Source organism: Pseudolactococcus yaeyamensis (assembly GCF_054658615.1).
In genome coordinates this window covers 1-14,718 of the sequence record NZ_BAAGGP010000013.1, presented here as the reverse complement: position 1 = coordinate 14,718, position 14,718 = coordinate 1, and the positions used below count along the sequence as shown (strand labels likewise).

16 protein-coding genes are annotated in these 14,718 nt (G+C 40.0%); 3 read left to right on the top strand and 13 right to left on the bottom strand.

Translation table 11 applies throughout. The features are described 5' to 3' along the window. Positions 1–58: 58 nt before the first annotated feature. The 3 genes from ACYQ21_RS04165 to ACYQ21_RS04155 are packed head-to-tail and all read right to left on the bottom strand — an operon-like array spanning position 59 to position 2,796. Positions 59–877 (bottom strand): carbohydrate ABC transporter permease, encoded by an 819-nt coding sequence (locus ACYQ21_RS04165; RefSeq protein WP_460055518.1) that lies wholly within the window; start codon positions 875–877, stop codon positions 59–61. Then, positions 874–1,737 (bottom strand): carbohydrate ABC transporter permease, encoded by an 864-nt coding sequence (locus ACYQ21_RS04160; RefSeq protein WP_460055515.1) that lies wholly within the window; start codon positions 1,735–1,737, stop codon positions 874–876. Before ACYQ21_RS04160 ends, ACYQ21_RS04165 begins: the two co-directional genes overlap by 4 nt. Positions 1,738–1,791: 54 nt before the next feature. Next, entirely contained in the window at positions 1,792–2,796 is a 1,005-nt protein-coding gene (locus tag ACYQ21_RS04155; RefSeq protein WP_460055512.1) for a LacI family DNA-binding transcriptional regulator, read from the bottom strand. A 252-nt stretch (positions 2,797–3,048) separates the two neighbouring features. Here ACYQ21_RS04155 and ACYQ21_RS04150 point away from each other — a divergent pair, with 252 nt between their 5' ends. Continuing rightward, a complete protein-coding gene (locus tag ACYQ21_RS04150; RefSeq protein WP_460055509.1) occupies positions 3,049–3,357 on the top strand; it encodes a MarR family winged helix-turn-helix transcriptional regulator in 309 nt (102 codons plus the stop codon). Between the two features lie 150 nt (positions 3,358–3,507). Beyond that, positions 3,508–4,131: an NAD(P)H-dependent oxidoreductase gene (locus tag ACYQ21_RS04145; protein ID WP_460055506.1), complete on the top strand. Its 624-nt coding sequence runs from the start codon at positions 3,508–3,510 to the stop codon at positions 4,129–4,131. A 62-nt stretch (positions 4,132–4,193) separates the two neighbouring features. Here ACYQ21_RS04145 and tkt read toward each other — a convergent pair whose 3' ends face one another. The 8 genes from tkt to gnd all read right to left on the bottom strand — a co-directional run bounded on the left by tkt (position 4,194) and on the right by gnd (position 12,203). Further along, positions 4,194–6,185, bottom strand: a complete 1,992-nt coding sequence (tkt, locus tag ACYQ21_RS04140) for a transketolase (RefSeq protein WP_460055503.1) — start codon at positions 6,183–6,185, stop codon at positions 4,194–4,196. A gap of 81 nt (positions 6,186–6,266) precedes the next feature. Next, positions 6,267–7,763: a gluconokinase gene (locus ACYQ21_RS04135; RefSeq protein WP_460055500.1), complete on the bottom strand. Its 1,497-nt coding sequence runs from the start codon at positions 7,761–7,763 to the stop codon at positions 6,267–6,269. A gap of 30 nt (positions 7,764–7,793) precedes the next feature. Further along, on the bottom strand, positions 7,794–8,489 hold the full coding sequence (locus ACYQ21_RS04130; protein ID WP_460055497.1) for an HAD family hydrolase: 696 nt from the start codon (positions 8,487–8,489) through the stop codon (positions 7,794–7,796). Next, positions 8,476–8,928 (bottom strand): PTS sugar transporter subunit IIA, encoded by a 453-nt coding sequence (locus ACYQ21_RS04125; protein ID WP_460055493.1) that lies wholly within the window; start codon positions 8,926–8,928, stop codon positions 8,476–8,478. Before ACYQ21_RS04125 ends, ACYQ21_RS04130 begins: the two co-directional genes overlap by 14 nt. Then, entirely contained in the window at positions 8,925–9,434 is a 510-nt protein-coding gene (locus ACYQ21_RS04120; RefSeq protein ID WP_460055490.1) for a PTS system mannose/fructose/N-acetylgalactosamine-transporter subunit IIB, read from the bottom strand. Before ACYQ21_RS04120 ends, ACYQ21_RS04125 begins: the two co-directional genes overlap by 4 nt. Positions 9,435–9,461: 27 nt before the next feature. Continuing rightward, positions 9,462–10,322, bottom strand: coding sequence for a PTS system mannose/fructose/sorbose family transporter subunit IID (locus ACYQ21_RS04115; RefSeq protein WP_460055487.1), 861 nt, complete (start codon positions 10,320–10,322; stop codon positions 9,462–9,464). A gap of 25 nt (positions 10,323–10,347) precedes the next feature. Beyond that, positions 10,348–11,187, bottom strand: coding sequence for a PTS mannose/fructose/sorbose/N-acetylgalactosamine transporter subunit IIC (locus ACYQ21_RS04110; protein ID WP_460055590.1), 840 nt, complete (start codon positions 11,185–11,187; stop codon positions 10,348–10,350). A 116-nt stretch (positions 11,188–11,303) separates the two neighbouring features. Continuing rightward, positions 11,304–12,203 (bottom strand): phosphogluconate dehydrogenase (NAD(+)-dependent, decarboxylating), encoded by a 900-nt coding sequence (gene gnd / locus ACYQ21_RS04105; protein ID WP_460055484.1) that lies wholly within the window; start codon positions 12,201–12,203, stop codon positions 11,304–11,306. A 327-nt stretch (positions 12,204–12,530) separates the two neighbouring features. Here gnd and ACYQ21_RS04100 point away from each other — a divergent pair, with 327 nt between their 5' ends. After that, on the top strand, positions 12,531–13,373 hold the full coding sequence (locus ACYQ21_RS04100; protein ID WP_460055481.1) for a MurR/RpiR family transcriptional regulator: 843 nt from the start codon (positions 12,531–12,533) through the stop codon (positions 13,371–13,373). 302 nt (positions 13,374–13,675) lie between these two features. On the opposite strand, the gene ACYQ21_RS04095 is transcribed toward ACYQ21_RS04100, so the two are convergent. Both ACYQ21_RS04095 and ACYQ21_RS04090 read right to left on the bottom strand, forming a co-directional pair. Then, the gene (locus ACYQ21_RS04095) at positions 13,676–14,377 is read right to left on the bottom strand and encodes a hypothetical protein (protein ID WP_460055479.1); all 702 of its coding nucleotides are present in this window, start codon (positions 14,375–14,377) and stop codon (positions 13,676–13,678) included. Between the two features lie 17 nt (positions 14,378–14,394). Then, positions 14,395–14,718, bottom strand: a 324-nt coding sequence (locus ACYQ21_RS04090) for a hypothetical protein (RefSeq protein ID WP_460055476.1), incomplete at its 5' end; no start/stop codon positions are given.

Genomic DNA, 14,718 nt, shown 5'->3' with positions numbered 1-14,718 from the left:
GTTTTCTCCTATAATATATTCTAGTAGTGATTTTTTCACTACGATTTCTAACTTATGATTATTCTTTCATCCCAGCCATTGCCATGCCTTGGATAAAATACTTTTGAGCAAAAATATAAACTGCTAAAATCGGAATAACACTAATCACAACGCCAGCCATCACTAAATTCCAATTGGTCGCATATTGTCCTTGAAGCATGGCAAGCCCTAAAGGCAAGGTTGCTTTATCGGAAGAACTCGTCACAATTAATGGCCAGAGATAGTTATTCCATGATGACATAAAAGTAAATATGGACAAGGTTGCAATTGTCGGTTTAACTAAGGGTAAGAAAATTTTGAAACATACCGTGAAATGATTGGCACCATCAATAAATGCTGCTTCTTCTAACTCTTTAGGTAAAGACATGAAAGCTTGCTTCATCAAAAATACCGCAAAGACACCAAAGATATTGGGAACGATTAAGCCTTGATAGGTATCTATCCAATTTAGATTTTTCAATAAAATAAATTGCGGAATCATTGTCACCTGTGCAGGAATCATCATCGTTGCCAAGTACAATAGAAATAGCTTGTCTCGCCCCTTAAATTGCATTCTAGCAAAAGCATAGGCTGCCATAGTTGCAACTAGTATTGTGCCACTGGTACTAAGAACTGCCACCAAGATAGAGTTAAATAAAAAGGTTAGCATTGGAAATTGTTCAAAAACATCACGATAATTGGCAAAGGTCATTGGATTAGGGATGAATTTAGGTGGAAAAACCATCGTTGCCCCACCATTTTTCAGACTGGTTGAAATCATCCAGAGAAAGGGCAAAATCATAATGGCAATGCCTAAAATCAATATGGTATACTTTAAAGTTTGAGTTACGATTTTCATTTATGTCTCCTTTCTCCAAACATTTGAAACAATGAAACGGCGAAGATAATCAAGAAGAGTAACCAACTCATCGCACTAGCGCGTCCCATTTCAAAAAAGTTAAATGCTGAATTATAGATGTTTTGCACCATAACAGTTGTCGCATTACCAGGACCGCCACCCGTCATAATATTGACTTGATCAAAAACTTGGAAAGAATTAATCAAACTAATCATTAACACAAAGAAAGTCGTCGGACGCAATCCAGGCAAGGTCACATGCCAAAATTGTCGCCATTGACTAGCACCATCAATTTCAGCAGCTTCATAAAGCGAAGGTGAGATGGCTTGTAGTCCACCTAAATACAAGACCATGATAAAGCCAATATCCTTCCAAACAGATGTGATAATTATCGCAAGCATGGCTGTTCGAGGATCTGTCAACCAACTTGGACCATGTATACCAACGAGTGATAAGAAGTAATTGAGTAAGCCATACTGACCATTTAATAACCATTTCCAAACCAAGGAAACCGCAACCCAACTTGTCACAACAGGCAAGAAATAAATGCCACGGAAAAATGTTTTAAATTTTATCTTACTGTTGAGTAAGATTGCAATGGTTAAGCCTAAAATCATGACACCAGGGAGATAACCTATAATAAAAGTTCCTGTGTTCCTTAAAGCTACCCAGAAATTTTTATCTCTTAAAAGGCTTGCGTAGTTATCAATCCCGACAAATTTCATAGGATTAAGTAAATTCCAGTCTGTAAAGCTAATCACTAAACTATATAAGATAGGAAAAGCGATAAAGACTGAAAATCCTAACAGACTAGGCCCTAAAAACAAGAGCACCCAGAGCCAATTCTTTTGTTTTTTCATAATACCTCCGTTGTAAGTAAAACGTTTTACTTGTGCTGTAAAAAAAATTATTTTTTATAAATTTTTGACTGAATCACGTTGAATGAGTGATCCTTGGATATAGAATTTTTGTTTCGTTTGTTTTTGTGATTTCAAATTATCAACAAGTACCTCAACAGCTTTTTTCCCTTTTTCTTTTTGAGCAAGATCAATCGTTGTTAATTTAGGTTCCAAAAATTCTGAGAAAAATGAGTTATCAAAACTAATAATTGATTTATCTGCAATACCGTATTCCTTCCAAGCATTGATTAACTCACCCGCTAGAAAGTCTGAATTAGCAAGAATTGCCGTATAGTTGTTTGATTTTTCAACAGCTACTGCGACTTCATCTTCATTAAAAAACAAATGATTAGAATATGAGATATCCGCTTGCTCCAGAGCTTTTATGTAACCTGAAAATCTTTCGTGAACAACACCAGCTGTTTGCTTACCAAGTAGCGGCGATACGAATGCTATGGCATGATGTCCATGCTCGATAAGTGTTTGGGTCGCTAAATAACTCATTTCAAAATCGTTATTATAAATGTAATAACGCGGATAATCAACTTTGAGTGATTTATTATCCAAGTACGTATCGACAAAGACAACTGGCGCCTCAATAATACAAGTCAGCTTATCATGAATCGCTTGCACCGCACCAATCACAACATAACCATCAAAACGCCATTTTTGTTGAATACTTTTCACATCATGAATGTCAGAAAAACCATGAACCAGAATAAACTTCTTATGAATTTTACTTGAGTACTCAATCCCTGTCAAAATATCTGATAAGAATGGATCACTAAAGTTAACTTCAGATTTTTCAGTATAATACAGCACACCAATCATACCTGACTCATGAGTCACCATACTACGAGCGTTTAGATTAATAGAGTAGTCATATTTTTTGACCACATCATTAATTTTTTCAATTGTTGCTTTAGAAGCTTTGTTATTGCGTTTGTTTAATACATTTGAAACAGTTGATATGCTTACCCCTGCCTCCTTGGCAATATCTTTTATTGTGATTTTCGCCATTTTAATCCCACTTAATAAAGTAAAACGTTTTACTTGTTTTTATAAATTAATTATACTGCCTTGTTTCTATTTTGTCAAGCGCTTTCATAATTTTTTTGATAAAATAAAAATAATTAATACCATGGGAATTGCCCCGAATCAAACACTCCGGGTAAAAATAAATATTTTTTTGAAATACAAATTAAAAAAATAACTTGCAAATCGTAACTAATTACTGTATTGTGGTAATTAATTACGATACGAGGTAAAAACATGATTGAACACGCCCCTACCCAAACGCAAGAAGTTTTCGCTTCTATTTTTATACTTGCAAACAGAATGCAAACGGCTGGAAATCTCTTGCAAGAAGAAGTGACGATGAAACAATACATGCTCATCACCCTATTACAGGCAAGTAGTGAACCTAGCAACCTGAGTGAATTGGCCGTCAAACTCGGTTGTTCGCGTCAAAATATCAAAAAATTAGCACAATCATTAGCTAAAAATGATTACGTCCAGTTTCACTCAGGCAAGCAAAATGCCGTTTGGCTTGAATTAACCGAAAAAGCGTGGGCATGTTAAAACTAGAAATCTAGAAATCGAAACATCAGCACTCAAACTGCTCTTTCAATCATTTGAGGAAAATGAAATCTCGCAACTCCAGACCCTTTTAGGGAAGTTAGCGCTAGGTGTTACACATATTGAAAATCAGATAAAGGATAGGAAATAATCATGAAGATTTTAGTTATCAATGGGCATCCCGACGAACAAAGTTTCTCAGCAGCAATTTTTGATGAAGTTGTCAACAATCTAGACCGTAGTAAACATGAGATTGAAACACTTGAACTTAACAAAATGAGCTTCGACCCTGTTTTGCGTTTAGGTTATCGTGAACACATGCCTGACGACCCTGAAATTGAAAAATCACAAGCGTTAATTCAATGGGCTGACCATTTTATCTTTATCTATCCGATCTGGTGGAGTACCATGCCAAGTCTGTTAAAAGGTTGGATTGACCGTGTTTTCACACCTCGTATTGCTTATTCAAGTAATCAGCAAGGCAACTTCTTCCTAAATTATTTACGTGGTCGCCAATTTAAACCACTCTTGAAAGGTAAAACAGCAGATATTATCACGACTTCTATGGCGCCAAGTTTCTGGTATCGCTTATTCTCAGGTTTCATTTCCGTTCCAGATTCTTATGGCATTTCTAGCCTAAAAAATGCTGTACTCAACCATTGTGGCATTAAAACAAAGAAAATAATGGTCTTGGGTAATCTAGGACGCGAAAGCAACATGTTAAAAAAACGCCAACTCTTTCTTAATAAAGTTAGACAGCACGCTCTAACCTTGTAAATGATATCAAAAATAGTCTGGAGCATAAGCCTCAGACTATTTTTATTTTCTATCAAAATAATTTACAAATCACGATAAATCTTAACAGCGTTCTCAACGGTAAAGCCGTATTCTCGGAAGACTTTATCACCCGGTGCAGAAGCGCCCCAAGTATCGATGGTCAACGTTTTACCTGTTAGACCGATATATTTACCCCAACCAAAGCTTGTACCCGCTTCAATAGCTAGGCGTTTCGTCACGGCAAGTGGTAAAATTTCTTCTTGATAATCAGCTGACTGTTCATCAAAGATATTTTGTGCTGGCATTGAGACCACGCGCACATTTGTTCCATCTTTGGCAAGCTCAGCTTGTGTATCAATGGCAAGTTTCACTTCACTCCCTGTTGCGATGATAATGCCATCAAGATTAGTATCTTTTTGCTCAGGTGAAATGATGTAGGCACCACGATTAACGCCTTCTTCAGCAAGTTGTGCTGTATAAGGTAAAACTGGCAAGTTTTGACGCGTCAAAATCAAAGCCGTTGGGCGTTTGGTTTCTGTTACCGCACGGCGCCAAGCCGCAATCACTTCATTGCCATCCGCAGGACGAATCACATTAAGATTAGGCATTGAACGAACGCTTGCCAATTGTTCAACGGGTTCATGTGTTGGCCCATCTTCACCGACTGCGATTGAGTCATGTGTCAAGACGTAAACTGTAGGGATATCTTGCAAGGCAGCCATCCGAACAGCTGGCAATAGGTAGTTTGAGAAGACAAAGAATGTCCCGCCATAAACACGTGTGCCACCATGAAGGGCAATACCATTCATAGCTGCTGCCATGGCAAATTCACGCACGCCAAACCAGATATTACGACCGACGTAATTATCAGCTTCAAAATCGCTTTCGGCTTTAACCATGGTATTATTTGAGGCAGAAAGGTCAGCCGAGCCACCCCAAAGGTTTGGCATTTGTGCTGATAATTTTTGAATCGTTTCTTGTGAGGTCACACGGCTTGCAGCTGATGTGCCGAGCTCATACTTAGGCAAGTCAAGCTCTGGTGTCACATTGCTGAAAGCATCCGCATATTGTTTGGCCAAGTCTGGATAGTCTTTAGCATAGGTATCAAATGTTTCGCGCCAAACTTGCTCAAGGCTTTCACCACGCGCACGAAGCGTTTCAAGGAAACGTTGATTGACTTCAGCAGGGACTGTAAAGTCAGGGTAATCCCAACCATATGATTTTTTAGCAAAGGCAACACCATCAGGGCCTAATGGCGCACCATGGACACCTGAAGTCCCTTGTTTTTCAGCACCAAAGCCAATGATTGTTTTCACTTCAATAATCGTTGGTTTATCCGTTTCAGCTTTGGCACGTGTAATCGCTGCTTCGATTTCTTCTAAGTCATTGCCATCTTTGACCAAAATATGTTGCCAGCCGTATGATTCGAAACGCATCTTAATATCGTCTGGAAATGATTTTGAAGTCGGACCATCCAATGAAATGTCATTGCTATCATATAGCAAAACAAGCTTACCTAATTTGAGCTGAGCTGCGAGAGATGCGGCTTCTTGCGAAACCCCTTCCATCAAATCGCCATCACCATTAAGCGCATAAGTATAGTGGTCAACGATTTCATAGCCAGGACGGTTGTAAGTCGCAGCCAGATGTGCTTCAGCCATAGCTAAACCAACAGCGTTAGCAATCCCTTGACCTAGTGGCCCAGTCGTTGCTTCAACACCATCTGTCCAATCCACTTCTGGATGACCTGGTGTCTTACTTTGCCATTGACGGAAGTTTTTAAGGTCGTCAATCGTCACATCATAGCCTGCCAAGTGTAAAAGCGAGTAAAGCATAGCAGAACCATGACCCGCAGAGAGGACAAACCGATCACGGTTAGACCAATCACGGTGCGTCAAGGGATTAACATTCAGAAACTTACTCCAAAGAACGTAAGCCATAGGTGCAGCACCCATCGGAAGTCCAGGATGACCTGAATTTGCCTTCTGGATGGCATCAATAGACAGTGTGCGAATCGTATTGACCGCGAGTTGGTCAGTGTTATCAAAAGTCATGTTTGGAAAGCCTTTCATTTTTTCAAGTTATAAAAATTATACCATATTTTTTAACAGAATTTTCAGAAAAAGGTTGTGAATTTACCTTCTTTTAAATGATGATAATTTTCCATAGGTCGTTTGGTAATGCGTGAGTAACTCAGTATAGAGTTTCTCTAGTTCACGGTAAGTAGAAAAATGCTCTAGCAAAGGTGTATAGACTGCACTAGACGTTACTTGCTTGCCAACCTCATCAATATCCGAAATCACCCCCAATGCTTTTTGCGATAAAATCATAGCACCCAAGCAGCCAGCCTCTTGACTCTCAGGGATATGAATAGGCATTTCAAAAATATCAGCAAGAATCTGTAACCAAAGTCCAGAGTTTACAAAGCCTCCCGTTGCTTGAACGCTTTTTATCTCGCCGACTACTTCCTCAAGTGCATGTGCAATGGCATGGATGTTATAGGTAATCCCTTCTATAACAGCACGCGACATCTCTGCTTGACCATGTTCATAGCCAAGACCAAAGAAGGCACCAGTCGCCGTCGCATCCCAAATCGGTGCCCGTTCACCTCCCAGATAGGGATGAAAAATCAAGCCTCGACTGCCTGGTGGGACTTTTTCTGCCATTGCTGTCATTTCTTCTAGCGTGAGTTTGTCAGCAAATACCTGCTCTTTTAGCCAGGCTAGAACAGATGCACCTGAATTTGTCGCACCGCCTACAACCCAATGTGTTTCATCTAGAGCATAAGTGAAAGTCCTTGCTTTTTCATCAACAAGAGGTTGGTCGGTCATGACACGAATAGCGCCTGATGTCCCTATGGTCAAAGCCGCAACGCCCGGTTGCATGGCATTAACGCCTAGGTTAGACATCGGACCATCGGCTGCGCCCCAGATAAATGGTGTGTCGGGTGGAATATTCATTTTTTGCGCATCGTCTAATGATAAGCCGGATTCAATCTCGTAAGGTGAAACAATCTCAGGCAACTTATCACGTGTGATACCTAACATATCAAGAATCTCATAATCCCACTGCTGATTCTCTAGGTGGTAAAGACCTGTCGCACTAGCAAGTGATAAATCTAACTTATAAACACCAAATAAACGGCAAAACACATAGGTTTTGATATCCATGAAGTATCGCACTGCCTGAAATCGCTCGGGATGCTTGTTTTTTAACCAAAGCAATTTAGCTAAGGGTGACATCGGTTGAATCGGTGTGCCTGTCCGCATGAAAATAGCATGTCCCTGAGCAGAGTTTCTTAAAGTTGTTGCTTCTTCATTTGCGCGTGTATCAGCCCATGTTATCATGCGTGTTAGGGGCCTAAAATCATAAGCAGCTCCAATCAATGAATGTTGCTGAGCCGAAAAACCAATGCCAGCTAGTTTATCTGTTGCTGTTAGGCTATCAGATACCGCTCGTATGGTGCCAATCACGGCATCAAAAATATCTTCTGGTACTTCTTCCGCCATCCCTGAAGGATTACGATAAAGGTCATACGCTATCGTATGACTTGCCTTAACTTTTCCTGATGCTGTAAAAAGTACAGCTTTTGTCGCTGTTGTCCCAATGTCAACGCCAATCCAATAATTCATGTCTTTTTCCTTACTTTATTTACCTCTTAATCATATCATATCAGCTAGATCATGCAAGTCTTTACCGATTCCAAAAAGATTGAGCTGTGCTAATTCTGTATCGGAAAACGTTCTATCAAAACTCTTATCAGGCACAACAAATACCTTCAAACCAGCATTTGTCGCAGAAAGCGCACCAGTTAAAGAATCCTCTACAGCAATAGCTTGAAAATCTTGGACACCTAATTTTCTTAGCGCTACCAAATAAGGGTCTGGTAACGGTTTATGTTTCATTACTTCATCTCCAAAAACTTGGACATCAAAATAAGTTAATAAACCTGCGTTTTCAAGTAAAGGCAGGGCTCTGCTACTGACAGTTGAGCTAACAACTGCAAGTTGCAGACCTTTTTTCTTGGCAGCTTGTAAAACTTCGGAAGCACCTGACTTGATTGGAATTTTTCCATCAGTCATTTGTTGCAAAATATAGGTTTCACGTGCCTCACGAATTTCTGTTACCATGGCTGCACCAAATGATGCTTCTAAAATCGCACGGGTTTGTAGCCAAGAAAGCCCTGACCAAGCGTTAATATCATAAGCGCTTTGATCAATCCCCATCTTTTCAAAAGCATCAAGCCAGCCGTCTCGATAAGTCTGTTCCGTATCAAGCAAAAGACCATCTAAGTCAAAGCAGATTGCCCTTAGATGATGTTTGCCATGTTGATTTTTATTCTTTTTAATAACCGTCATCTTCTTCCGTATTAGTTTCAAGTGATGCAAGTAAGTCTGAAATCGGTTCCTGAATCCCATCACGACCTGCTAAAACGGCTTGCTTAGCCAGACTTTCAACTGATGGTTTAACCGAACGCATGCCCAGACTTTCGATAATCATCGGTAAATTCAAGCCAGTCACGACACGAACTTCGCTATCAACTGCTTTAAAAGCAGGATAAAGTTTCATTGCGGCATTATAAGGCGATGCCCCAAATAAATCCACAAACGCTAAGACACCGTCACCTGTATCGACTGCCTTTATTTTAGCCGCTACATCTGCTTTGAAGTCTTCAAAATCCTGACCAGCAACGAGTGCGCTGGTTTCAAATTGCTCTGGCTGACCAAAGATTAATTCAACGCTATCTTTAACGCCTTCAGCCATTTTACCGTGGCTGACAACAATCATCCCGATCATGCTTTTTCCCCACTTTCAAAAATTTTAATGGCATCTTTGAGTGTGACTTTTTTAGAAGACGGAATGGCTTGGAAATAAATGTTAGTACCATATTTTGCTTCAATCGCAACTAATCGTTCTAATTGGTCACGTGTGATGGCAACTTCTTTGATAATCGGTGTCAAACCTGGTCGTTGTGGGATGCCACCCAGATTTAGCTCATCAATCGGAACGCCATTTTCAATAATTGTGGCCATGGCATCAATCGTTTTCGTCAAGAGAATGACATTGTAGTTATCATACTGACGGTCATGCCAATAACGGACAGAGCCTTCTTCTTTCAGGACACGCACTTTTAAGCCTGTCCGTCCACCAGCACCTAAGATGATATTTTTCGTGAATTCATCATGCGCTGCGGCATCATCTGCTACAAATATCGCATTGGCACCAGCCGTTTTTGACAAGTTTGTCATCACTTGTCCGTGAATTAAACGTGCATCAACACGCGCGATTACAACTTTACCCATGGTTATTTCTCCATTTTTCTTTTTTAATTATAAGATACCAATACCAGCTAAAATCCCTAAAATAATGGTTAAACCAATCAAAGCTCTGGTCACATTCATTCCCTTACGTGTGAAGAAGAGGTAAACGCCGACAACAACAGCTAGAGGTAAAAGGCCCGGCATGATTTTATCTAAAATTTCTTGAATCACAAATTCTTTACCAGATAGATTAAATTTCAGACTTGAACTTACCTTGACATAACTTGAAGCGAGAATCCCCATCATGAAAAGTCCCATGATAGATAAACCTTCGATAATCCCTTTCATCTTATCGCCAACGATTTCTCCCGCCGCTGTTCGACCGAGTTTATAGCCGAGTTGAGCAAAGTAATTACCGATACCAAGTTGATAGAGTGAAAAAGCGATGAATGGAAAGAGGGCGCCAATCGCATTGCCAGCTTGCGCCCAAGGCAGGGCAATGGCAATCAAAATGTATTGGATGGTTCCTGAATCAATGGCATCTCCAATGCCTGCTAAGGCGCCCATTAAACCAGACTTTGTATTGTAAATCAAATCGTCATCAATCGTAATCTCTTCTTGCTTGTAAACTTCCTGTGCCCGAGCTTCTTCAAGTGACGCCATAATCCCAGTGATTGTCCCACCACCCCAAGATAATTGTGTATTGAAAAATAAGAGATGACGTTGATAAGCTTCAGCCTGATCTTTAGGATCTTTATAGAGTTTTTTTAGGACGGGTGTTAAGGCCCATGTCAGGGCAGGTGATAGATATTTGTCAAACGAGTGCGCAATTTCTTGGGCAAAATAGAATCTGACCCAAGCCGTACTGACATCTTTTTTGGTTAATTTTTCTGGTGCTAATTTTTTTGGTGCTCGTACATCATTTGTCATGTTAAGACCTCCTAGTTAATTTTCATCAATAATCGTCGTCATCTTCATCAAATGCTACAGCCGTAGAACTAGCATCTACTGTCGCAGAGACTGTTTTACTTTTGGCCTCTGATGTCACAAGGACATAAATGAAGGCGATAATTGCACCCACAATTGCATATGTAACCATTGTAATTTCAAGGCTTTTAAGCATGGTTGCCATAAAATAGGCAAGCATGAAGAAGGCAATATAGCTCTTCTTACCAATGACATAAACCGTTACAGCGATACCAATGGCAGCAAGTCCACCACCGATGACTTCTAAGATGTGAAAGAGCACACTTCCTGAGTTGGATTTGACAATATCTGCGATAACGGGTGTGCCATAATACAGGGTGACAAACATAAAGGGCACATAAATTAGGAAGGCTACCAGAATTGGCAACAAGATAATCGAGCGAAACATCCCTTTAGCATCTGCTGCTGCTGCGTATTTTTCGGTGTATTTTTGTTGAATAATCGTATTGATGAAAAATCTAAATTGATACAGGTAAGACCCTAAAAGACCAACGGGGACTGCAATGGCAATGGCTGCTTCTGGTTTTAGACCACCAAGCAAGGCAACTGGAACGGCTACTGCTGCCGCAATCGCAGGCTCACTCGGCATCTGACCACCCGGCGAGAAAACGCCCATATAAATCAACTGAATCGCCGCAACGGTAATCATTGCATCGGCAACCTGACCAAAAACAAGACCGACAACTAAACCTGTCATCATGGGTGTGAAACGAAGCGTTGTCGTTGCACCACCGAAGAATGACCGAGACATAACTGCCGCAATCCAAAGGGCAATAATGAGTGCTTGAAAGACTGTAACGTGCATAATTTCCTCCTTGCGATTACTAGAATCGCTTACATTCGCAATAATAATTTCTATTTTATCACTTGACTATTTCTAAAGTAGAAAAGTATTTACTTTAGAATTGGTCAACACTTTTGAACTTAGTTCTTAATTTTCATTGCATGACCCCCGAATTCATTTCGGAGTGATGCGACAACTTTCCCAGTAAAGGTATCGTCTTCTAACGACCGATAACGCATCATCAAGGAAGAGGTGATAATCGGCATCGGAACACCTAATCTTAGGCCTTCTTCCACTGTCCATCTGCCTTCGCCAGAACTATACATGACGCCATCGACATTTGCCAACTTATTATCCTTACTAAAGGCTGAATAGGTCAATTCCATTAGCCACGAACGAATCACTGACCCATGATTCCACATCTTGGCCACTTTTGCGTTGTCATAGGCATAGGGACTTTTTTCGAGTAGTTCAAAGCCTTCCCCGATAGCTCCCATCATGCCATATTCAATGCCATTATGCACCATTTTCAAATAATGACCACTGCCCGGTGCACCGGTAAATAAATAACCTTCTGCTTGAGCGATTTTCTCAAAAATCGGTTGGATCCTCGGAAAAATCGCTTCGTTCCCGCCAATCATAAAGTTACCACCATGCAGCGCGCCTTCCTGACCGCCAGAGCTACCGACATCAAAGAAATGAATCCCTTTAGCTTCAGCCAGCTGGTAGTTGTCAATGGAATCTTGATAAAATGAATTGCCACCGTCGATTAGGATATCATCAGCAGACATGAGCGCTAGTAACTCGAGAGCCAACTGCTTGGTGATATCACCTGCTGGCACCATTAGCCAGATAATGCGAGGAGATGGCAGCGTTTTCATTAATTCGGATAAACGATGGACACCTGTTACGCCAATTGCTTCTGCCTCCGAGACTAACTGCTCAGAAATATCATAAGCCACAACTTCAATACCATTGTTATGTAAATTTGTTACAAGGTTTAAGCCCATCTTGCCTAGACCAATCATACCTACTTTCATGATATACCTACTTTCCTTAATTGATATTTTAAGTATAAGTAAAATTATTACATTTGTCAAGTGTGTTTTGTAATTTTTTTACATTATTTTGTAAAAAAATATCTCATCACCTTATTTCAGTATTTTTATTGTCTGAATTCTGCTTAAGGATTGTGGATAAACGGCTTTATAATCAGGATTTCACTATAAAAAGCTTATGTCCCTATTATAGCTTATATTTTGATAGACAGCAAGTTTGATGTAATTGGCTATCTTTCATTTTAAATTTTATTACAAAAGTGTATAATGTAATCACCAGATAAAATAAAAATAAAGGAGGTCTCTCACATGAGTATCGAATTTCAAAGTAGGATTAAAATTTACTACCATGATTTAAGTAAGAAAGAGAAATCGTTAGCTGATTATTTGTTGAATGAAAGTGATATTGCAAGTCGACAATCTATCCATGACTTGTCAAATAAAATCGGAATTTCAGTCGCAACAACGTCACGTTTCGCTAAGAAAATTGGTTATAAAAATTTTCAAGAAATGCGCCTTGCCCTTAGCAATAACACTTCTGCCAGACACTCCTTCTTCACATCCATTAACGAAGATGATACCCTTTTAAACATCGCCAGTAAAACTTTTAATACCAACATTTCCTCCCTGCAAGCAACTGGGAGTATGCTTTCTGAAAATCTGTTAGAAAAAGCCTATAAACTCCTGCAAAATGCCAATACACTGGCGCTTTTTGGTCTGGGAGGTTCAAGCGTTGTCACCCTCGAAGCCTATCACAAATTCCTTCGAACACCTCTCAAATGTTTTTTCAACCAAGATTATCATATCCAGCTGATGACTGCTGCGACATTAAATGAAAATGATGTTGCCCTTGTTGTCTCTCATACAGGTCGCAATAAAGAAGTCTTAGAGATTGTCAATATTTTACAGGGAAACCATGTCCCGATTATCGCCATCACGAGTTCTCCTTCCTCCCCACTTGCCAAAAATAGTCATGTTACACTCCTTTCAATAGCTGAGGAGACCAACTATCGGCCAGAGTCTATCTCCTCAACGGTTGCACAACTGACAATTGTTGATGCCCTATTCTTGATTTATGCCAATCATCAAAAGGCAAATGCCGTCAAAACGATTGAAAAAATTCGTGAGGTCATTAAAACGACAAGAGTCTAAAAAAGCGCTGTTTTCATAGGAAATTGGCAATCTTTCTGAGAAAGAATACAAAAAAGAGAAAAACAAACTGGCCGTTTTGATTTGATTACCTAAGCTACTTTTCTCTTGTGCTGGGAGCTTGCCATCAGAAAAGACCCTCCTTTTAGGAAAGTCTCTATTCTTTAGCTTCATACCCAAATTGACTTATGCTTAACGTGGGTATGGGACTAGTAGTCGATTAAAAGTTAGACCGAAGTCTATCAGTACTACTTTCAATTTAAGCATGTGTTGCTATATCATAACAAGTTTAAGCTTATGACAGCTTAATCAACTGACAGGTATAATGATGGACGGACAGGACTGTTGGTATGAACCGCACTATAGTACTTAAGGTTATTTTCCAACATATTAAGTCTACTGACACCACCAACATCCCCACTGCCAGCACCTGGTGAGCGAAGCCAAAAATTACTGAAGTGGGTGTTGGGAGAAGTGATAAAGTCAAAAAGCGCACTATGTATCGTTGTAGGTGTCGTTGGCACACCGATAGCCCCATGGATATCTCCATAGCTCAAGGCAAAGGCTTGTTTCTTCCCACTACCAACTGTTGTTTCAAATCGTGTATCTCGGTGGTGGTAACTATCATCATAGAAAGGACTACTACTAGTACGTGACCAGTTCCAATCACCGTAAGTGCTACCTGTACCATTAAAACCATTGTTGGCAGTTGAGAGAAATTCTGTCAGGTTTGGCGTATTGAGAGTCACAGCCTGCACCGCAGATTTATCTCCTAAATGATTATAATAAGCATCAATGATTGATTTCACACGAGAGCGACCATAGCCATCATCGTTAGGTCCGTTAAAGAAGTATGTTTCATCATCTGTATCTGCTACACCATCTTGCGACTGGAAATGAATCCATAAGGCATTGTCTTGTGTAACTTCTGGATAAGCACCTGTGGTAGTTAAAGAACCTTCGCTTTCAAGACTAAATCCCATTCCTGTCACTTCATCTGCTGTCAAAGCTGAAAACTTGATAACTAAACGATTTTCCCCATCTCTTTTGTATTGACAACACGCCAGATGGCATCGTTCCAGATGAACTCTTGATCGGTTGGCTGAGCCGCATCTGCTTTTTTTGTTGCGTTCAATTTTTTATAATAAACGGCATAGAGTGTCTTATCTGTCGTGATATTTTTAATCTCATGTTCAGATTTCACATTATAGCCTAGATAGATTTTATCTACTGGATTTAACTTGTTTTGGATAGCGCCATAACCACTTGGCACATAAAGTGTCGCGTCATTAGCCGCAGATGGTGTTTCCGCCCAGCCCAAGAAATAGTAGTCTTGTTTTGGGGCAGC